This window comes from Myxococcus sp. MxC21-1, from assembly GCF_032612255.1.
Classification (GTDB): Bacteria; Myxococcota; Myxococcia; order Myxococcales; family Myxococcaceae; genus Myxococcus; species Myxococcus virescens.
Genome location: NZ_CP123278.1, coordinates 8,586,307 through 8,604,381, shown reverse-complemented (window position 1 = coordinate 8,604,381; position 18,075 = coordinate 8,586,307). Strand labels below are relative to the sequence as shown.

General features: G+C 69.0%; 14 protein-coding genes, 2 pseudogenes and 2 CRISPR repeat arrays (1 of these 18 only partly in view). Of the genes and pseudogenes, 15 read left to right on the top strand and 1 reads right to left on the bottom strand.

Translation table 11 applies throughout. The annotated features are described in order from the left end of the window. Window positions 1–15: 15 nt before the first annotated feature. The 7 genes and pseudogenes from QEG98_RS38720 (at window position 16) to QEG98_RS42535 (ending at window position 6,751) form a co-directional block, all read left to right on the top strand. A complete protein-coding gene (locus QEG98_RS38720; RefSeq protein ID WP_316564900.1) occupies window positions 16–1,716 on the top strand; it encodes an Hsp70 family protein in 1,701 nt (566 codons plus the stop codon). 70 nt (window positions 1,717–1,786) lie between these two features. Further along, window positions 1,787–2,092, top strand: a pseudogene (locus tag QEG98_RS38715) (response regulator); the annotation flags it as partial. Window positions 2,093–2,208: 116 nt separating this feature from the next. Further along, window positions 2,209–2,700 (top strand): hypothetical protein, encoded by a 492-nt coding sequence (locus QEG98_RS38710; RefSeq protein WP_316568071.1) that lies wholly within the window; start codon window positions 2,209–2,211, stop codon window positions 2,698–2,700. Next, window positions 2,598–2,948: a TIGR02266 family protein gene (locus tag QEG98_RS38705; RefSeq protein ID WP_316564899.1), complete on the top strand. Its 351-nt coding sequence runs from the start codon at window positions 2,598–2,600 to the stop codon at window positions 2,946–2,948. The genes QEG98_RS38710 and QEG98_RS38705 overlap by 103 nt, the downstream gene beginning before the upstream one ends. Window positions 2,949–3,103: 155 nt before the next feature. Continuing rightward, complete coding sequence (locus QEG98_RS38700) at window positions 3,104–3,733, top strand: beta-propeller domain-containing protein (protein WP_316564898.1); 630 nt, start codon at window positions 3,104–3,106, stop codon at window positions 3,731–3,733. Beyond that, on the top strand, window positions 3,676–5,211 hold the full coding sequence (locus QEG98_RS38695; protein ID WP_316564897.1) for a beta-propeller domain-containing protein: 1,536 nt from the start codon (window positions 3,676–3,678) through the stop codon (window positions 5,209–5,211). Before QEG98_RS38700 ends, QEG98_RS38695 begins: the two co-directional genes overlap by 58 nt. 146 nt (window positions 5,212–5,357) lie before the next feature. Then, a pseudogene (locus QEG98_RS42535) lies at window positions 5,358–6,751 on the top strand (MATE family efflux transporter). A 13-nt stretch (window positions 6,752–6,764) separates the two neighbouring features. On the opposite strand, the gene QEG98_RS38680 reads toward QEG98_RS42535, so the two are convergent. After that, window positions 6,765–7,478: an esterase family protein gene (locus QEG98_RS38680; RefSeq protein WP_141617058.1), complete on the bottom strand. Its 714-nt coding sequence runs from the start codon at window positions 7,476–7,478 to the stop codon at window positions 6,765–6,767. Between the two features lie 486 nt (window positions 7,479–7,964). Here QEG98_RS38680 and QEG98_RS38675 point away from each other — a divergent pair, with 486 nt between their 5' ends. Genes QEG98_RS38675 through cas2 form a run of 8 tightly spaced genes read left to right on the top strand, consistent with a single transcriptional unit; the run spans window position 7,965 to window position 15,561 of the window. Further along, window positions 7,965–8,603, top strand: a complete 639-nt coding sequence (locus tag QEG98_RS38675; RefSeq protein ID WP_316564895.1) for a CRISPR-associated endonuclease Cas3'' — start codon at window positions 7,965–7,967, stop codon at window positions 8,601–8,603. Further along, complete coding sequence (locus tag QEG98_RS38670; protein ID WP_316564894.1) at window positions 8,513–10,210, top strand: CRISPR-associated helicase/endonuclease Cas3; 1,698 nt, start codon at window positions 8,513–8,515, stop codon at window positions 10,208–10,210. Before QEG98_RS38675 ends, QEG98_RS38670 begins: the two co-directional genes overlap by 91 nt. A 21-nt stretch (window positions 10,211–10,231) precedes the next feature. Then, window positions 10,232–10,888 (top strand): type I-C CRISPR-associated protein Cas5c, encoded by a 657-nt coding sequence (cas5c, locus tag QEG98_RS38665; protein WP_316564893.1) that lies wholly within the window; start codon window positions 10,232–10,234, stop codon window positions 10,886–10,888. Beyond that, window positions 10,888–12,630: a type I-C CRISPR-associated protein Cas8c/Csd1 gene (gene cas8c, locus QEG98_RS38660; RefSeq protein WP_316564892.1), complete on the top strand. Its 1,743-nt coding sequence runs from the start codon at window positions 10,888–10,890 to the stop codon at window positions 12,628–12,630. Before cas5c ends, cas8c begins: the two co-directional genes overlap by 1 nt. A 38-nt stretch (window positions 12,631–12,668) precedes the next feature. Then, window positions 12,669–13,583: a type I-C CRISPR-associated protein Cas7/Csd2 gene (gene cas7c, locus QEG98_RS38655; protein ID WP_316564891.1), complete on the top strand. Its 915-nt coding sequence runs from the start codon at window positions 12,669–12,671 to the stop codon at window positions 13,581–13,583. Beyond that, complete coding sequence (gene cas4, locus QEG98_RS38650) at window positions 13,580–14,221, top strand: CRISPR-associated protein Cas4 (protein ID WP_316564890.1); 642 nt, start codon at window positions 13,580–13,582, stop codon at window positions 14,219–14,221. Before cas7c ends, cas4 begins: the two co-directional genes overlap by 4 nt. Window positions 14,222–14,233: 12 nt before the next feature. Beyond that, entirely contained in the window at window positions 14,234–15,262 is a 1,029-nt protein-coding gene (gene cas1c / locus QEG98_RS38645) for a type I-C CRISPR-associated endonuclease Cas1c (protein ID WP_316564889.1), read from the top strand. Further along, on the top strand, window positions 15,262–15,561 hold the full coding sequence (gene cas2 / locus QEG98_RS38640; protein WP_225888307.1) for a CRISPR-associated endonuclease Cas2: 300 nt from the start codon (window positions 15,262–15,264) through the stop codon (window positions 15,559–15,561). Before cas1c ends, cas2 begins: the two co-directional genes overlap by 1 nt. A 182-nt stretch (window positions 15,562–15,743) precedes the next feature. Continuing rightward, window positions 15,744–17,349: a CRISPR direct-repeat array (repeat unit 37 nt; unit sequence GTCGCTCCTCGTGAACGCGGGGAGCGTGGGTTGAAAC). A gap of 101 nt (window positions 17,350–17,450) precedes the next feature. Next, window positions 17,451–18,075: a CRISPR direct-repeat array (repeat unit 37 nt; unit sequence GTCGCTCCTCGTGAACGCGGGGAGCGTGGGTTGAAAC) (it continues 1,332 nt past the right edge of the window).

Below are 18,075 nucleotides of genomic sequence, written 5' to 3'. Positions count from 1 at the left end.
CCGTCCACGCTGGGCGTGAACAAAGCTGGCGAGCGCGTGGTGGGCGCCGCGGCACAAGCACTGGGCGAGGAGCATCCAGACGCCGTGGTGTGGGCCACCAAGCGTTTCCTGGGGCGCCGCTACACGCCGGAGCTGGTTCAGGAGGCGAAGGCGCTGGTGCCGTATCCGCTGGTGGCCGGGCCCTCTGGCGACGTGCGCGTGCGGCTCGCCGGGCGGGTGATGCCCGTCACGCAGGTGTCCGCGATGATTCTGGGTGAGCTGGCCCTGGACGCGCAGGCGCACTTCGGCCGCCCCGTCACCAAGTGTGTCATCACGGTTCCGGCCAACTTCGACGACAACCAGCGGCAGGCCACGCGCGAGGCGGCCAGCATCGCCGGGCTGGACGTGGTGCGGCTGGTGAACGAGCCCACCGCCGCGGCGCTGGCGTATGGCCTGTCACGCGGCTTCGAAGGCAACGCGCTGGTGTTCGACCTGGGCGGTGGCACCTTCGATGTGTCCATCCTCGAGGTGAAGTCCGGTGTCTTCGAGGTGCGCGCCACCGGCGGCGATCCGCGGCTGGGTGGCGAGGACTTCGATCAGCGCATCGTCCAGTGGCTCCTGGCGCAGGTGGACGATGAGCTGCGGCACGTGGTGTCGCAGGACGCGCAGAGCCTGCGCCGGCTGAAGGTGGCCGCCGAGTCCGCCAAGCGCGAGCTCACCGAGAAGGAAGAGGCGTCCATCTACGTCGCCGGGTTGGGCGACCATTCGGCGCCCGGTAAGCGGATGGCGGAGCTGGAGACGGTGCTGACGCGCTCCTTCTTCGAAACCCTTTCCGAGCCGTTGTCGCGCCGCTGCCTCGAGGTCTGCGAGTCGGTGATGCGCGAGGCGAAGATGGACCCCCACGCGGTGGACGTGGTGCTGCTGGTGGGCGGCATGACGCGCGTGCCGCTGGTGCGGCGGTTGGTGGCGGACTTCTTCGGTCGCGCGCCCTCCACGGACGTGCACCCGGAGGAGGCCGTCGCGCTGGGCGCCGCGGTGCAGGCCGACGAGCTCGTCCGCCAGTCCGGTCAGGCGCTGCTGCTGGACGTCGCCGCCCAGAGCCTGGGCGTGGGCGTCATGGGTGGGCGCGTGAAGCGGCTCATCCCGAAGAACACCGGCGTGCCGGTGGTGGCGCGGGACATCTTCTATCCGGGCAGCTCCGGCCAGCAGGAAGCGCGCATCCCCGTGTACCAGGGCGAGAGCGAGTTCCAGGACGAGAACTACAAGCTGGGCGAGGTGGTGCTGAAGCGCCTCCACGTCGCCGCGCGCGGAGAGGTGCCGCTGGAGGTCGTCTTCGAGCTGTCCAGCGAGGCCATCCTGTCCGTCAAGGCCACGGACCTGACCTCCGGCAACATGGAGGCCGTGCGGCTGGAGGCCCGTGCGGGGCTGCCGCAGGGCGAGGCGGAGAAGCTGGGCGCGGAGCAGGCCCACTACGCGCGCTCGCAGGGCGTGGTGGACGCGAAGCGCGCGGAGGAGCTGTTCCGCAAGCTGCTGGAGCGCGGGGAGAAGCTGGCGCGGCTGCTCCAGCGCAGCGCGCAGGAGAACCCCAGCCCGGAGGCGCAGGCCACCCTGGGCACGGTGCAGCGTCTGTTGGAGGGTGGCCGCTCTGCCCTCGACAGCGGCAACGCGGCGCAGTGCGCCACCATTGCCAAGCAGCTCACGCGGCTGTTGTCCGGTCGCCAGGAGCCTCGCGCCTGAGCGTCCATCCCCGAACGGTGGCCCCGGGCGCCGGTGGCCTTGGCACCCCTTTCCACCTATCCGTGAACGTATGAGCCCTCCTCCCAACGCGCGTGACACCGTGTTCGTGGTGGATGACTCCCGTACCGCCCGGGAGGTGGTGCGCCTGCACCTGACACGGCTGGGCTGCGAGGCGGTGGCGCTGGAGGGCGGCGAGGCGTGCATGGCCGAGCTGGCCCGGCGCACCCCGGCGCTCATCCTGTTGGACCTGCGCATGGAGCGCATGCAGGGCGACGAGGTGTGCCGGCTGGTGAAGGCACACGCCGCGGGGCGCAACGTGCCCGTCATCATGTTCACCTCCGGCGGCGAGCCCCACGAGGTGATGCACTGCTGGCGCGCGGGCGCCGACGACTTCCTGCCCAAGCCAGTGGCGCTGGGCGCCCTGGAGGCGAAGCTGGCCGCGGTGCGCCGGCCCGGGAGCGTGTCCGCGAGGGCCTGCCGCGTGGGCGCCGGGTGCTGCTGGTGGAGGGCGGGCGTTTCCTGCACACCTTCCTGGGCGGCTCGTTGGAGCAGGAGGGCCTCCACGTCCTCTACGCGCGGGACATGGGGGACGCGGCGAACCTGGCGGCGGAGCACGGCGCGCAGTTGGATGGCTTCGTGGTGGACGTGTCGCGCACGCCGCGCGAGGCGCTGGCCCTGGCCACGAAGCTCCACGACGCGCACCCGCGCAAGCCGCTGGTGCTGCTGTCGCGCGCGGAGGAGTCGCAGGAGGTGCTCGCCCGGGCGCAGGCGCTGGGGGCGCGCCGCTCCTGGAGAAGCGTCACATGGGCGCGGACGAGCTGCTCGGCTGCGTCCTGGGGCGACTGCTTCCGGGCCACGCCCCGCTGCGCGCCGCGGAGCGCGTGCCCTTCTTCACGGTGGTGGAGTTCACCACGCCCAACGGGGCGACGCTGTCGGGCTTCAGCCATGACGCGGGGCCGGGCGCGCTCTTCGTGCGCACCCTGACGCCGGCGCGCGAGGGCACCCGGCTGACGCTGAAGGTGTTGCTCGCGGGCCAGCGCGCGCCCTGCACCGCCGAGGCGACGGTGGCGTGGTCCAACCCGCCCCTGCCGCAGGGCGTCTTCCGGTCCTCGGTGGGCATGGGGCTGCGGCTGGAGCACATGGACCCGGTGCTCACCCAGCAGTTCGTCCGCTTCGTGCCCCGGGGCCTCGGTTTTCCGGCTCCAGGTTCGCCGCGCGCCTCAGGTTTCTGAGAGGCGAGGACGCCCGCACCGGGTGGCGGGGCCGGGGTTTCCCAGGGGGCCAGTGCCCTGGCACGCCGGTGGCAGATGTCCCGGCCGCCGCTGGCGTGTCACCGGGGAGGCCCGGGGGGGCCGTCAGTGGGGCCGAAGTGCAACGGGAGGGTCGAATGCGGCAGTGGAAACGCTGGAGCTGGGCCGGAGTGGTGGCTGTCGTCGCGGTGGGGTGTGACGAGGGCAACAAGCCGTTGTCCCCGGTCGACAACGAGCCCGTGCAGCAGGAGGCCCGGCTGGAGAGCTTCCCTGGCTGTGAGGCCCTGGAGCAGCACATCGAGGACACGGCGACGAAGCAGATGCGCGCGTCGCTGGAGGTCTACAAGCAGTACGCCTACGGCGGTGGCCGTGGGGGCGAGGCGCCGCCCATGACGGGCGCGCCGCAGGAGGACAACTCCGGAGGCGGCGACAGGCCCAACGACTACACGGGCACGAACAACCAGGTCGCCGGCGTGCACGAGGCCGACTTCGTGCAGAACGACGGCACGCGCATCTTCGTGCTGTCGGGCCCCCGGCTCTACATCCACCGTTCGTGGCCCGCGGAGCAGCTCACGCGGACGGCCGTGCTGGAGGTGGAGGGCTGGCCGCATGAGATGCTGCTCGACGCCGAGCGCAACCGGCTGGTCATCACCTCGGGGGTGGCCGAGGACCGGCCCGGGACGGTGGCGGGGGCCGCGGCACGGAGGACATGCCGGTTGTTGGCTGCGCCGGCTTTGGTTGTGGCCCTGCGTACAGCAACACCGTGAAGGTGACGGTGGTGGACGTGGCGGACCTGGAGGCGCCTCGGGTGCTGGAGCAGGTCTACCTGCCCGGCGGCTACATCAACGCCCGGCGCGTGGACAGCGCGGTGCGGCTGGTGTTCTCGGACGGGTTCCGCTGGCCGGCGGACGTGCGCTTCTATCCCGAATACTCGCCGGGGTTCTTCGATGACCGCTCCCGGCTGGTCGCGTCCATCGACGCGCTCATCAAGCAGAACGAGCAGCGCATCCGCGCGCAGTCGCTGGAGGACTGGCTACCGAAGGGCCGGCGCGTGACGGCGGACGGCGAGGTGAAGCCGCTCGCGTATGACTGCACGTCGTTCTACCGCGCCAACGGGCCCACCGGGCTGGGCCTGATGTCGGTGCTGTCGCTGAACCTGGACGCGGAGGATTCGTCGCCCAGCCGGACCAGCGTGGTGGGCACGCCCGGCGAGGTGTACGCGTCCCATGAGGCGCTCTACGTGGCGTCTCGCCACTGGTGGTGGTGGCCGGAGCCCGGCCAGACGCCGCACACGTACCTCCACAAGTTCGACATTCGCGACCCGGACCAGGCCACCTACGTGGGCAGCGGCACGGTGGAGGGATACATCGTCAACCAGTTCGCCATGGACGAGCGCGAGGGCGTGCTGCGGGTGGCCACCACCGTGGAGCTCCCACCGGAGAACCCGGGGACCGGGAACGGCGGGGACACCGTGTGGACGCCTCCGGAGACGGTCAACCGCGTGGTGACGCTGCATGCGCGGGACGGGCACCTGAAGGAGCTGGGCCGCAGCGAGGACCTGGCCCGAGGTGAGCGCATCTTCAGCGCGCGCTTCATGGGCACGCGCGGCTACGTCGTCACCTTCCGGCAGGTGGACCCGCTCTTCACCTTCGACCTGAGCGACCCGGCGAACCCGCGCAAGGTGGGCGAGCTGAAGATTCCGGGCTTCTCCACGTACATCCACCCGCTGGGTGACACGCACCTGCTCACCTTCGGCGAGCACCGCAACGAGGACGGCACCTGGCAGGACCGCGCCCTCAAGCTGTCGCTCTTCGACGTGAGTGACCTGGCGCAGCCCCGGGAGACCTTCACGCAGCAACTGGGCTCGATGGGCAGCCACAGCGAGGCGCTCTACGAGCACAAGGCCTTCACCTACTTCCCCGCCAAGGGATTGCTGGCCCTGCCCTTCACGGACTGGGACTACAACGCCTCCGACTACTGGTCCGGCTTCCGCAGCGAGCTGCGCGTCTTCCGCGTGGACACGGCCACGGGCTTCTCGCCGGTGGGCACCGTCTCTGTGCGGGACATGTACCAGTCGTTCAACTTCCGGAACTGGAGCTGGTACTGGCAGCCCACGGTGCGCCGCAGCATCATGGCGGACGACTACGTCTACACCATCTCCGACGCAGGGCTGCGCGTGTCCCACGTGGACAGTCTCCAGACGCCGCTGGTCACCGCGCCCTTCCATCCGCCCATGCTGCCGTAACGTGGGCTTGCCCCCTGGGACGCCGGGTGTCCCAGGGGGACGCATCACGGGTGTGTGACCGGGCCTTCCGGTCAGGCGAGGGAGGCGTGGCGCGTCGGACGTGGGCAGCGCATTCCCTGCCGGAAGGCGCTATAGGCGCACTTCCCATGTCCACCGCCGTGTTGCCAACGTCCTCCGTGAATTCTCCCCGCACCGAGCTCCGTGAGCTGGCTCGGCTGGCGGTTCCCATCGCCATCGCCCAGGGCGGACAGGCGCTCATGGGGTTGGTGGATACGCTGGTGGTGGGCCGCGCGGGGACGTCCGCGTTGGCGGCGGTGGGCCTGGGCAACGGCCTCTACTTCGCGGTCAGCTCCTTCGGCATGGGCTTGATGATGGGGTTCGACCCCATGATTTCCCAGGCCATTGGCGCACGGCAGTTCACCCGGGCGCGGGCGCTGTTGTGGCAGGGCGCGTGGATGGCGTTCTGCGCGGGGGTGATGCTGGCCACGCTGATGGCGCTGGCGCCGCGGCTGCTGCCGCTGGCGGGCATCAGTGAGACGGAGGCCGCGGGCGCCAGCCAGTACCTGATGTGGCGCGCACCCGGCATGCCGATGATGCTGATGTTCCTCACCATGCGCTCCTATCTCCAGGCCACCGCCTTCACGCGGCCGCTGGTGATCGCGACGGTGGTGGCCAACATCTTCAACCTGCTGGGCAACCTGCTGCTCGTCTTCGGTGGCGCCAATCTGCCGGCATGGCTCGGCCCGCTGCGGTCGGTGCCGGCCCTGGGTGTGGCGGGCTCCGCGATGGCGACGTCGGCGAGCATCGGCATCGAGCTCCTCATCGCGGTGCTGTTCATTCGCAGCCGCAAGGTGGAAGGGCGCCCGCGCGGCGCCTGCCGGTGTGGGCGGACCTCTCGCGAGCCATCCGGCTGGGCCTCCCCATTGGTCTGCACATCTGCGCGGAGGTCGGCGTGTTCGCGCTGGCGGGCGTGCTGGCGGCGGGGCTGGGGCCGGCGAGCGTGGGCGCGCACCAGATTGCCATCTCCTTCGCGAGCGTCTCCTTCACCGTGGCCATGGGCATTGGCAACGCGGGCAGCGTGCGGGTGGGCTGGGCGGTGGGCGCGCACAACACGCCGCAGGCGCGGCTCAGCGGCTTCATGGCCCTGGCGGGCGGCGCGGGCTTCATGGCGCTGAGCGGCCTGGTGTTCGCGCTGTTCCCTCACACGCTGGCGAAGCTGGCGGGGGCGCCCGCGGACGTGCTGCCACTCCTGATTCCGCTGCTGATGGTGAGCGCCATCTTCCAGGTGTTCGACGGGGCGCAGGGCGTGGGCGCGGGCGTGCTGCGCGGCGCGGGCGACACGCGCTTCACCTTCCTGGCGAACATGGTGGGGCACTACGCCATTGGTCTGCCGGTGACGCTGCTGCTGGCCTTCAAGCTGGGCCTGGGCGTGGTGGGCATCTGGTGGGGCCTGTGCGCGGGCCTCATCAGCGTGGCGGTGGCGCTGGTGTGGCGCTTCAACCGGATGAGCGCGGGCACGCTGCGTCCGGTCGAAGTGTAGCGGCGCGCGGCGGCTACCAGGGCAGGTACTGCTGAATCATCTGCCGCCACACGGGCCAGTCGTGCGTGCCTCCCTGCCACACGGCCAGGTGGTTGCCGATGTCCTTCTTCCACAGCAGGTTGGAGAGGTGCTCGTTGGAGGGGCGGCAGAAGTCGTGCTCCCCCACCGCCAGCACCATCTCCACACGCTGAAGGGCGGAGAGCTGCGCGGGGTCCGTGAGGTTCGGCAGCCACTCCGTGCACGAATGGAAGTAGACGTCCGAGTCGTGGTGTCCGTCGAGGAACTCGTTCGTCTCGAACTTGCCGCCCATGGACAGCAGGCGCCGGAAGACGTGCGGGTGGCGCAGGCCGACGTTGTACGCGTGGAAGCCGCCGAAGCTGCACCCGGCCAGGGTGAGGCGCCCGCCGGTGCTGCGGCTCTTGAGCAGGGGCACCACTTCGTGGAGGAGGTACTCCTCCCACTGCTGGTGGCGCCGGACGCGCTCCGCCGGGTGGATGCCGGTGTTGAACCAGGACTCCTCGTCCACCGAGTCCGGGCACACCACGATGTACCGGCCGGACTGGACGCGGTCGGCGATGGCGCCGATGAGGCCGAAGTCCTCGGCCTGGAAGAAGCGGCCCTTGCTGGTCGGCAGCAGGAGCACGGGTTCGCCCGAGTGACCGAAGATGAGCAGCTCCATGTCGCGGTGCAGTCGCTCGCTGTACCAGCGGTGGTATTCGCGGTTCATGGCGCGCAATCTAATCGCAATGCGTCAAAGGCAACGACTGGAGTGCGATGCCCGCCCGCCGGACTGCCGGGATTGAACACCTGGGCGGATGTCTGCCTTTGCCGAGTCGGCGGCTACCCGCCCGGGCGTTCGTTGCGGCTCCCACTGACGGTGTCGAGCTTTGAACGCGAGGCTTCCAGGCCATTCGTGCGCGTGCATGGCCAGGGGAGGAGAGTCCGCCAGGACAAGGTGATGGCGCAGGGGCGCTGAGCGCTGCATCGGTTGGCCCGTCGCGGCGGATTCAGCCGTCTGGCACGCATGGGTTGCCGCCTGTGTGGCCAGAAGCCTGCCCGCATTCCTCGCGCTTGGGCATACCACCCCAGGGGGAGCGCGCGTCCCGGGCTTTCGTAGGACAAGCCATCTTGTGCCAGTCACCAGACGGAAACGAGAATGCAGACGCACGTGCTCGCTGGTGCGGCCAGACACGCGGGCGGTGGGGGGAGTGCCATGAAGAAGGACCTCGGGCTTCCGGAGCAGCCCGCCGTGCCACGCGTGGTCACGGCGGAGCCATTGGCGCACGTTGCAGAAGACAGCCGGGCTCATCTGCTGCGCGAGCACTTGGAGGCCGTGGGGCAGTGGGCTGCGATGCTGGCGCCGCGAGAGGATTTGCGTGCGCCGGCCCTGGCCACCGGGCGCTGGCATGACCTGGGCAAGTACACCCGGGACTTCCAGATACGCATCCGCAAGGAGAATGGCTTCGAGGCGCACTTGGAGAAAGAGGGCGCGCTGGAGCGAGACCACTCGACGGCCGGGGCGCTCTGGGCGCTGAGCCGGGATCCCCGCTTGCTCCCGCTGGCCCTGGCGATCGCCGGGCACCACGCGGGGCTGCCGGACCTGGCGGCGTTCAAGGCGCGCCTGGGGCGCGAGGGGAAGCAGGCGTTGCTCGCGGACGCGAGGCTCGCTGTGATGTCCCAACCCTGCTGGACGGCCCACTCGGCTTCGAGCCGGGCGCGCTGCTGCGGCTCGAGCCGCTCCGGTTGGAGCTTTGGACGCGGATGCTCTTCTCGCTCCTATGCGACGCGGACTTCCTGGACACGGAAGCCTTCTTCGATGCGAGCCGGGGCGCGAAGCGCGAGGTACCGGTGACGCTGTCCCAGCTCGCCGAACGCCTCCGTGGTTTCTTGGATGAGAAACAGCGCGTGGCCCCGGACACGGAGGTCAACCGGGTGCGGCGCGAGGTGCTCTCGGCCGCGGTGGAGGCGGCGTCCCTGCATCCGGGCGTCTTCAGCCTCACTGTGCCCACGGGCGGAGGCAAGACGCTGACGTCCATGGCCTTCGCGCTCGAGCACGCGCGGCGGCATGGGCTCCAGCGCGTCATCGTCGCCATTCCCTATACGTCCATCATCGAGCAGAGCGCGGATGTGTACCGCCAGGCTTTCCAGGGGCTGGAGCACGCCGTCATCGAACATCACTCCGCCGTCGACCCGGAGAAGGAGACGGCGCTCAACCGCGTCGCCAGTGAGAACTGGGATGCGCCCGTCATCGTCACGACCACGGTGCAGCTCCTGGAGAGCCTCTTCGCCCGCCGCCCGTCGGCGTGCCGCAAGCTGCATCGGGTGGCCCGGAGCGTCATCGTGCTCGATGAGGCCCAGACGCTGCCGCCGTCGCTGCTGGCGCCCATCCTGGATGGCCTGGGCGCGCTGGTGAAGGACTACGACTGCTCCGTGGTCATCTGTACCGCCACGCAGCCCGCGCTGGGCCGCCGCCCGGACTTTCAGGAGGGCCTGCCGGGCGCGCGCGAAATCGTCCCGGCCTCGGTGCGCGCCTTCGAGCGGCTGCGCCGGGTGCGGGTGCGGTGGCCCACCCTGGGGCGCAAGCTCCCCTACACCGAACTGGCCGACGCCGTGGCGGCCGAGCGGGATGTCCTCGCGGTGGTGCACCTTCGGGACGACGCACGGCGGCTCTGCGAACTCGTGGATGAACGGCTGGGGCACCAGGAGACGCTGCACCTGTCCGCGCTGATGTGTCCGGAGCATCGCTCGGAGGTGCTCGCGGACATCAAGGCCCGCAAGAGGCGTGGGGAGCCGGTACGACTGGTGGCCACTCAGCTCGTCGAGGCGGGTGTGGACCTGGACTTCCGTGTCGTCTTCCGTGGATTGGGAGGACTGGATTCGCTGGCCCAGGCCGCGGGCCGGTGCAACCGGGAAGGGTTGTTGGACGGGCTCGGCGAGCTGCGCGTCTACGAACCCGAGACCCAGCCACCCCGAGGCGTTCCGCGCGCCGCCCAGGATGTGACTCGCGGTTTGCTGGAGCAGGCGCCCGACCTGGACCTGTTCGCGCCCGCGAGCTTCCAACGGTACTTCGAGCGGCTCTATGCCACCCGCAAGCTGGACGAGAAGGGCATCCAGGACCTGCGCGCGAAGCTCCAATTCGAAGCGGTGTCCAAGGCCTTCAAGCTCGTGGAGGACGACTGGAGCGCGTCGGTGGTGGTGCCTTACGGGAACCGCGAGGCGCTCCTCGATGTGCTGCGTCAGTTGGGCCCCTCGCGAGAGCGCCTGCGTGCGCTGCAACGCTTCACGGTGACGGTCCCCCGCAAGGTTCGGGACGCCTGGCTGGTTCGGGAGTTGGCCCGGCTCGCGGCGGAGACGGTGGCGTACCTGGGGCCGGAGCACACGTCCGCGTACCACGAGCGCTTCGGCCTTCTTCTGGACCGGGTCGGCATCCTCGACCCGGCCTTCCTCATTCCCGGCTGAGACACGCATCAGGAGGTGTGGATGAAATCGACGGCAGACAGGCGGTTTCGCGTGAGGGCCCGGGGGCCCGTGGCGTGCTTCACGCGACCCGAGATGAAAGCGGAGCGCGTCAGCTACGAGGTGATGACCCCCTCGGCCGCGCGCGGCGTGCTGGACGCCATCCTGTGGAAGCCGGCCATCCGCTGGCACATCCATGAAATCGCCGTGCTCGCGCCGGTGAAGTGGACCAGCTTCCGCCGCAACGAGGTCAACAGCCGCGCGACGGTAGGCAGGTTCGACTACGCGGCGGACGAGGACCGGGCTCAGCGCAACACGGTGGCGCTGCGCGATGTGGATTACGTCATCACCGCGTCCTTCACGCTGGTGCCCGGGAAGGCGGGGGCCGAGGACAACGCGCGCAAGTTCGAGGACATGTTCGAGCGGCGCCTGGAGCGGGGCCAGTTCTTCCATGCGCCCTACTTGGGCTGCCGTGAGTTCGCGGCCCGGGTAGAGCCCGCCGAGGACGGTCTGCTGCCTCATGAAGCGGGCAACGGGCGGCGGCCATTGGGGCTCATGTTCTACGACTTCGTCTTCGACGTGCCCGGTGAGCCCGTGCGCCCCGAGTTCTTCCAGGCGTTCCTGGAGGATGGCGTGCTGCGCGTGCCGCCCCGGGCCCAAGTGTTGGGGGGAGGTCGCTGATGATGCTGACGGCACTGAATGACTTCGCCCGTGAGCGCGGGCTCACGGACGACCCGCTCTACGAAGTGAAGCCCGTGGACTTCTTCATCCGCATCAGCGCGGCGGGGAAGTTCGTCTCGCTGGAGAGCACAGCGGGAGAGGACGGGCGGGGAAAGCCCCTCTCGATTCCTCGGCTGCCCCAGCGCTCGGTGAACATCGCGGCGGGCTTCTTCGCGGACAACCCGAAGTACGTCCTTGCTTACGAAAAGGACGCGCCCAAGGCAAAGGCGGGGGGCGTGGAGAAGCGCGTGGCCCGGCTGGACGCCTTCTTGAAACCGGTGCGCGAGGTCGCCGCGGAGACGAAGGACCCGGAGGCCCGGGCCGTGGAGTCCTTCCTCACGAGCGAGGCCGAGCGGCGCAAGGTGCTGGCGGCGCGCGACGCGGATGAATGGACGGGCTCTGAGTTGCTCGCCTTCGTCGTCGGCGATGCCACGGCGCCCGTGCATCAAAACCCGGCCATTCGCGCCTGCTGGGAGCGGCGCTCCGGCGAGAAGCGCGCGCTGGGACGGACGGCGCGGTGCCTGGTGACAGGTCTGGAGGGCGTCGTGGCCCTCACGCATCCCAAGTTGAAGAACGTCCCGGAAGCCCAGTCGTCGGGAGCTTCACTGGTGTCCTTCAACGCGCCCGCGTTTTCGTCACACGGTTTGGAGCAGGGGGACAATGCCCCCATCTCCCAGGAGGCGGCGCTGGGCTACGTGCTGGCGCTCAACGACATGCTCCGGAGGACGGAGCAGCGCCGCTTCCGGCAGGGCATCCAACTGGGGGATGGCTCGGTGCTGGTCTTCTGGACGCGCGCTTCACCTTCCGAGGAGAGCCTCCTGTTGTCGTGGATGGACCCGACGGAGGAGGACCTCCAGCGCTTCACCGAGTCGCCGTTTCACGGGTTGCAGCCTGGGGCGCTGGATGACCGGGCCTTCTATGCCGTGACGTTGACGGGGAACGCGGGGCGCGTCGCGGTGCGTGACTGGTTCGAGTCGCGCGTGGGCGAGGTGAAGCGGAACATCCTGCGCTACTTCGATGACCTGCGCATCGGCAATGCGCCAGCGGGGCCAACGCCCATCTACCGGCTGCTCAAGGCCGTGGAGGCTCCGTCCGGACGGGGTCTGTCTCCGGACGTCGCGACCCGGATGGTGGGGGCGGCGCTGCGGGGGCTGCACTTTCCGCGTCAACTCCTGACCTCCGCGCTGGACCGGCTGCGGCTGCCACCCGCCGACGACAGGTTCGAGCGCGAACAACTGCGGCTCCGCGTCGCGCTCATCAAGGCCACCCTGCTGCGACTCCCTCGAAGTGGAACCACTCCCCTGGAGGTCACCGTGTCACTGGACAAGAACAACGCCTCACAGCCCTATGTGCTCGGCCGCCTCTTCGCCGTGCTGGAGCGGTTGCAGGGCGCGGCGTTGAAGGACCTCAACGCCACCATCCGCGACCGTTACTTCGGCGCCGCGTCTCGCAATCCCGTCACCGTCTTCCCCCGGCTGCTCCAACTCTCCGTCCACCACGCCTCCAAGGCGGGCGAGAACGGCAGGTGGCTGGAGCGCACGAAGGGCGAGGTCATGGCGCTGCTTCCTCCAGAGCGATTCCCACGGGTGCTCGGCCTGGAGGACCAGGGCCTCTTCGCCGTCGGCTACTACCACCAACGCGAGGCGTTCTTCACCAAGCGCGAGGCGCCGGCTCCAGGGGAGTCCGACGCGTCCTCCTCCTGACGTTCCACTGTCTTCACCTCATTCCCAGAGAAAGCGCCATGACCGACCTCAAGCAGCGCCATGACTTCGTCCTGTTCTTCGACGTGCTGGATGGAAACCCCAATGGAGACCCCGACGCCGGCAACCTGCCCCGCATTGATGCGGAGACAGGTCACGGGCTGGTGACGGACGTGAGCCTCAAGCGCAAGGTGCGCAACTTCATCCTGCTCACGCAGGAGGGCAAGCCGGGGCTGGACATCTTCGTGAAGGAGAAGGCCATCCTGAACAACCGCATCGCGGACGCGTACAAGAGTCTGGGCATCGACCTGACCGAGAAGCCCACCCGCGCCGAGGATGGGAAGAAGCGCAACGACAAGGGGTTCGCTCAGGGCTCCGAGGTGGACAAGGGCCGCGCGTGGATGTGCAAGACGTTCTTCGATGTCCGCACCTTCGGTGCCGTCATGTCCACGGGGGCCAACGCGGGGCAGGTGCGAGGGCCGGTGCAGCTCACCTTCGCGCGCTCGGTGGACCCCATTGTGTCCCAGGAGCACTCCATCACCCGCATGGCCGTGGCGACGGAGGGCGAGGCCGAGAAGCAGGGCGGTGACAACCGCACCATGGGCCGGAAGAACACCGTGCCCTACGGGCTCTACCGGGCGCACGGCTTCGTCTCACCGCACCTGGCGAAGCAGACGGGGTTCGGCACGGCGGACCTGGAGCTGCTCTTCCAGTCCTTCACGCACATGTTCGAGCTGGACCGCAGCGCCGCGCGGGGGCTGATGTCCATGCGTAAGGTGGTGGTGTTCAAGCATGGCTCGGAGCTGGGCAACGCGCCGGCCCACGCGCTGTTCGACCGAGTCCATGCGGTGCGCGCCCAGCCGGAGAAGCCAGCTCGAAGCTTCTCCGACTACGAGGTGCGTGTGGACAAGGCCGGGCTGCCCCAGGGCATCGAGGTGCTGGAGCTGGTGGGATGAGCACGGACCGCGAGACGTGGGTGGCGCTGTCGGCGCTCCAGCACCTGCTGTACTGCGAGCGGCAGGCGGCGCTCATCCACGTCGAGCGGCAATGGCGCGAGGACGTCAACACCGCCTCCGGCAGACTGCTGCACGAGCGCGTGGACCTGCCGGGGCATGACGCGCGGGTGGGACGGCGGGTGGAGCGGGCCGTGTTGCTGGGCTCGCAGCGGCTGCGCGTGTCCGGGCGCGCGGACATGGTCGAGTACCAGCGGGACGCGACGGGGGCCGGCTGGCGGCCCTATCCGGTGGAGGTGAAGCGCGGCCGGCGCAAGGCGGGTGAGGCGGACCGCGTGCAGCTCTGCGCGCAGGCGCTGTGCCTGGAGGAGATGCACGGCGTGGACGTTCCGGAGGGGGCGCTCTTCTATGGAACGGAGCACAAGCGTGAGGTGGTGCGCTTCGACGCGCGGCTCCGCCAGCGGACCGAGGACGCCATCGCGCGCATGCACGAGGTGCTGCGCCGGCAGGAGGTCCCTGTCGTGGCGCGCGCGCCTCGATGTGACAAGTGCTCGCTGGAGCCGCTGTGCCTCCCTGGGGTGACTGCGGGGCAGCGGAGCGCCCAGGACTTCCTGTCGCGGTGGATGGACGAGGCCGGCTGAACGGAGGAACGCATGACGACCGCGCTGAACACGCTGTTCATCACCGCCGAGGGGACTCGCCTGAACAAGGAAGGTGAGTGCGTGGTGGTGACGGTTCAAGACCAGAAGAAGGCGGAGGTTCCCTTGCGGCACCTGCGCTCGGTGGTGTGTCTGACGCGTGCGTGGCTGACGCCGGAGTTGATGGAGAGCTGCCTGGAGGCGGGCATCCATGTCTCCTTCTTCGGGATGACGGGGCGCTTCCTGGCGCGGGTGGAGGGGGTGCCGGGTGGCAACGTCTTGTTGCGGCGCCAGCAGTACCGGGCGGCGGATGATGTTGCTCGCTCGGTGGCCATCTCCCGGGCGCTGGTGGTGGGGAAGCTGGGGAACGCGCGGCAGTTCGTGTTGCATGCGCGGCGTGACGCTGCGCCCGAGCGACAGGAGGCCCTGTCGGAGACGGCGCGGCGGCTGTCGGAGCACCTGCGCGCGCTGACCCGCGTGGAGGACTTGGAGCAGGTGCGGGGGCTGGAAGGCATCGCGGCGCGTGACTACTTCGAGGCCTTTCCCGCGCTGCTGAAGAAGAGTGCCCAGGGCTTCGAGTTCGATGGCCGCAACCGCCGGCCTCCGATGAATCCGCTGAACGCGATGCTCTCGTTTGGCTATGCGTTGCTGGCGCAGGATTGCGCGGGAGCGCTCACGGGTGTTGGACTCGACCCCGCCGTGGGATTCCTGCACGAGGACCGCCCTGGGCGCCTGTCCCTGGCGCTGGATTTGATGGAGGAGTTCCGTGCGCCGGTGGTGGACCGGCTCGTCTTCTCGCTGGTGAACCGGGGGCAACTGAAGCCCGGGGACTTCCGCAAGGAGTCGGCGGGGGCCGTGTTGCTGAAGGACGATGCGCGCAAGACGTTCCTCGTGGCGTACCAGGAGGCGAAGCAGGTGGGGGTGCGGCACGCGTTCCTGGGGCAGGAGACGACCTGGGGCATGGCGCCTCACCTGCAAGCGCTGCTGTTGGCACGCCATCTCCGAGGGGAGCTGGACGGCTACCCTCCCTTCGCGATGCGCTGATGCGTAGATTGACCGTGCTGATTTGTTACGACGTGCGGGTGTCGGACCCACAGGGGCCTCGGCGCCTGCGCAAGATTGCGCGGGCTTGCAGAGACCATGGCGTGCGAGTGCAATACTCCGTCTTCGAGTGTGTCCTGGAGCCCAAGGACTGGGTCGTCCTGCGCGCCCGCCTGCTTGGCGCGTTCGATTCGGAATGCGACAGCCTGCGCTTCTACTTCCTGTCGGAAGACGATGCCCGGAAGACGGAGCATCATGGCGCCAGAGCACCCTTGGACGTCGAGGGGCCGCTGGTCCTGTAGGCCTCCGCGAACCTGTCCCGGTGTACGCTCCGCCGAGGGTTCGCGCTCATTGAAATCCCGAATAGAATCATGGAGTTGGGTGAGTGGGCGTCAGGAACGGCGAGGCGCTTTCGTGGCCCCTCGGGCCGGTTCGCGAAGTTCGGCCGGATTCCGTAGTCAGAACGGTATGTTGGAAGGGCAGGGTCGCTCCTCGTGAACGCGGGGAGCGTGGGTTGAAACCGCCAGGATTTGACCGGCACGCCAATCTGCGCACCGGTCGCTCCTCGTGAACGCGGGGAGCGTGGGTTGAAACGAAAAGCTCATGGTCGGTGTTGAGGGTGGAGACCGTCGCTCCTCGTGAACGCGGGGAGCGTGGGTTGAAACGCAGTGGACGGGAGAGGCTCCCATCCTCCATCAGTCGTCGCTCCTCGTGAACGCGGGGAGCGTGGGTTGAAACATGCCGCGCATGTACGCCGAACGCGTTGATGGCGTCGCTCCTCGTGAACGCGGGGAGCGTGGGTTGAAACGGTGCAAGCTCGCCGGAAGACAGCAGCCCCCTGTCGCTCCTCGTGAACGCGGGGAGCGTGGGTTGAAACAGCTGCCGCACCTCGAACCGGAGCGCCATGGTCTGGCGTCGCTCCTCGTGAACGCGGGGAGCGTGGGTTGAAACCAATACGCGTCCGGACATGACCACTGTGCTCTGGCGTCGCTCCTCGTGAACGCGGGGAGCGTGGGTTGAAACAGCGAGGCTGAGCGGGCGTTGCTCAGGGAAACGTCGCTCCTCGTGAACGCGGGGAGCGTGGGTTGAAACAAAACGACGATGACCACCTCTGGGACGGGTGGAGGTCGCTCCTCGTGAACGCGGGGAGCGTGGGTTGAAACCCTGACTTGGGAGGCGCGGACCCGACTGCGCCACGTCGCTCCTCGTGAACGCGGGGAGCGTGGGTTGAAACAGCGTCAATTGGGAGTTGTGGGTCGAGCGCTGACGCGTCGCTCCTCGTGAACGCGGGGAGCGTGGGTTGAAACCGTCGCAGGCTCGGGGTCTCCGAACCCGCCCTTATGTCGCTCCTCGTGAACGCGGGGAGCGTGGGTTGAAACACTAATGCACCCGCACCTTTCCGGTCCGGGCGAGGTCGCTCCTCGTGAACGCGGGGAGCGTGGGTTGAAACATTCCCATCGTCATCTACTTGACCCCCACCGCCGTCGCTCCTCGTGAACGCGGGGAGCGTGGGTTGAAACGCTTCAACCCACGGTTCGAGCACCCAGCCCTTATGTCGCTCCTCGTGAACGCGGGGAGCGTGGGTTGAAACTTACGCGTGCCGTTCGGGACGCCCTTGTTGCCATGTCGCTCCTCGTGAACGCGGGGAGCGTGGGTTGAAACGCCACGACGCCGGCGAGCAAGGACGAGCCGGCCAAGGTCGCTCCTCGTGAACGCGGGGAGCGTGGGTTGAAACTGGAGTGCCCAGGCTCGTCGCGCGGGCTGCTCCATGTCGCTCCTCGTGAACGCGGGGAGCGTGGGTTGAAACGAAGATGCCCGGGCGTGGCTGGAGGAACGGCGCCGTCGCTCCTCGTGAACGCGGGGAGCGTGGGTTGAAACGCCAGCATGTCCTCGGCCATCCGGTCCAGTAGCGTCGCTCCTCGTGAACGCGGGGAGCGTGGGTTGAAACACGCCGAAGAAGTGACGAGGGGCGCGGCGACCAGGTCGCTCCTCGTGAACGCGGGGAGCGTGGGTTGAAACGCGCGCGGAACCCGAGACCACCCATGACCACGAAGTCGCTCCTCGTGAACGCGGGGAGCGTGGGTTGAAACCCCTGTACGCGCAGCGTCGCAGCGGGGAGGGCAGTCGCTCCTCGTGAACGCGGGAGCGTGGGTTGAAACACACCGCTGCCCCTGACGGGGGCAGGTAGCCCGGTCGCTCCTCGTGAACGCGGGGAGCGTGGGTTGAAACGCCGACCAGGTGCTGGAGGCAGCACAACGAGTGCGTCGCTCCTCGTGAACGCGGGGAGCGTGGGTTGAAACTGCTGCATCGCCGTGCTGTGGCTGCGCGTGACGTCGCTCCTCGTGAACGCGGGGAGCGTGGGTTGAAACGCTGTTGCGCGTTGGCCCGCTCGGATTGGGCCTTGTCGCTCCTCGTGAACGCGGGGAGCGTGGGTTGAAACGTGGACCCCGAGGCGGTCTACCTGCACCGCAAGAGGTCGCTCCTCGTGAACGCGGGGAGCGTGGGTTGAAACGGGAGAACGTCTCCTGCCGAGGGAAGAGAGGAACCGTCGCTCCTCGTGAACGCGGGGAGCGTGGGTTGAAACGTGGACCCCGAGGCGGTCTACCTGCACCGCAAGAGTCGCTCCTCGTGAACGCGGGGAGCGTGGGTTGAAACGATTTCCGGGTGGCTGACGGTGGTGGGGCGGTGGTCGCTCCTCGTGAACGCGGGGAGCGTGGGTTGAAACCCGTCCGCTACGGCAGCCTCCATCTTCGCGCGCGTCGTCGCTCCTCGTGAACGCGGGGAGCGTGGGTTGAAACGGTCGTGCGCATCTCGGA

What these genes read in the sequence shown, in the direction of transcription:
- cas8c (WP_316564892.1), top strand. Translation starts at nt 10,888, where the DNA reads ATGATGCTGACGGCACTGAATGACTTCGCCCGTGAGCGCGGGCTCACG.
- QEG98_RS38680 (WP_141617058.1), bottom strand. Translation starts at nt 7,478, where the DNA reads ATGAACCGCGAATACCACCGCTGGTACAGCGAGCGACTGCACCGCGAC.
- cas7c (WP_316564891.1), top strand. Translation starts at nt 12,669, where the DNA reads ATGACCGACCTCAAGCAGCGCCATGACTTCGTCCTGTTCTTCGACGTG.
- cas2 (WP_225888307.1), top strand. Translation starts at nt 15,262, where the DNA reads ATGCGTAGATTGACCGTGCTGATTTGTTACGACGTGCGGGTGTCGGAC.
- QEG98_RS38700 (WP_316564898.1), top strand. Translation starts at nt 3,104, where the DNA reads ATGCGGCAGTGGAAACGCTGGAGCTGGGCCGGAGTGGTGGCTGTCGTC.
- QEG98_RS38675 (WP_316564895.1), top strand. Translation starts at nt 7,965, where the DNA reads ATGAAGAAGGACCTCGGGCTTCCGGAGCAGCCCGCCGTGCCACGCGTG.
- cas1c (WP_316564889.1), top strand. Translation starts at nt 14,234, where the DNA reads ATGACGACCGCGCTGAACACGCTGTTCATCACCGCCGAGGGGACTCGC.
- cas5c (WP_316564893.1), top strand. Translation starts at nt 10,232, where the DNA reads ATGAAATCGACGGCAGACAGGCGGTTTCGCGTGAGGGCCCGGGGGCCC.
- QEG98_RS38670 (WP_316564894.1), top strand. Translation starts at nt 8,513, where the DNA reads ATGCTCTTCTCGCTCCTATGCGACGCGGACTTCCTGGACACGGAAGCC.
- cas4 (WP_316564890.1), top strand. Translation starts at nt 13,580, where the DNA reads ATGAGCACGGACCGCGAGACGTGGGTGGCGCTGTCGGCGCTCCAGCAC.
- QEG98_RS38695 (WP_316564897.1), top strand. Translation starts at nt 3,676, where the DNA reads ATGCCGGTTGTTGGCTGCGCCGGCTTTGGTTGTGGCCCTGCGTACAGC.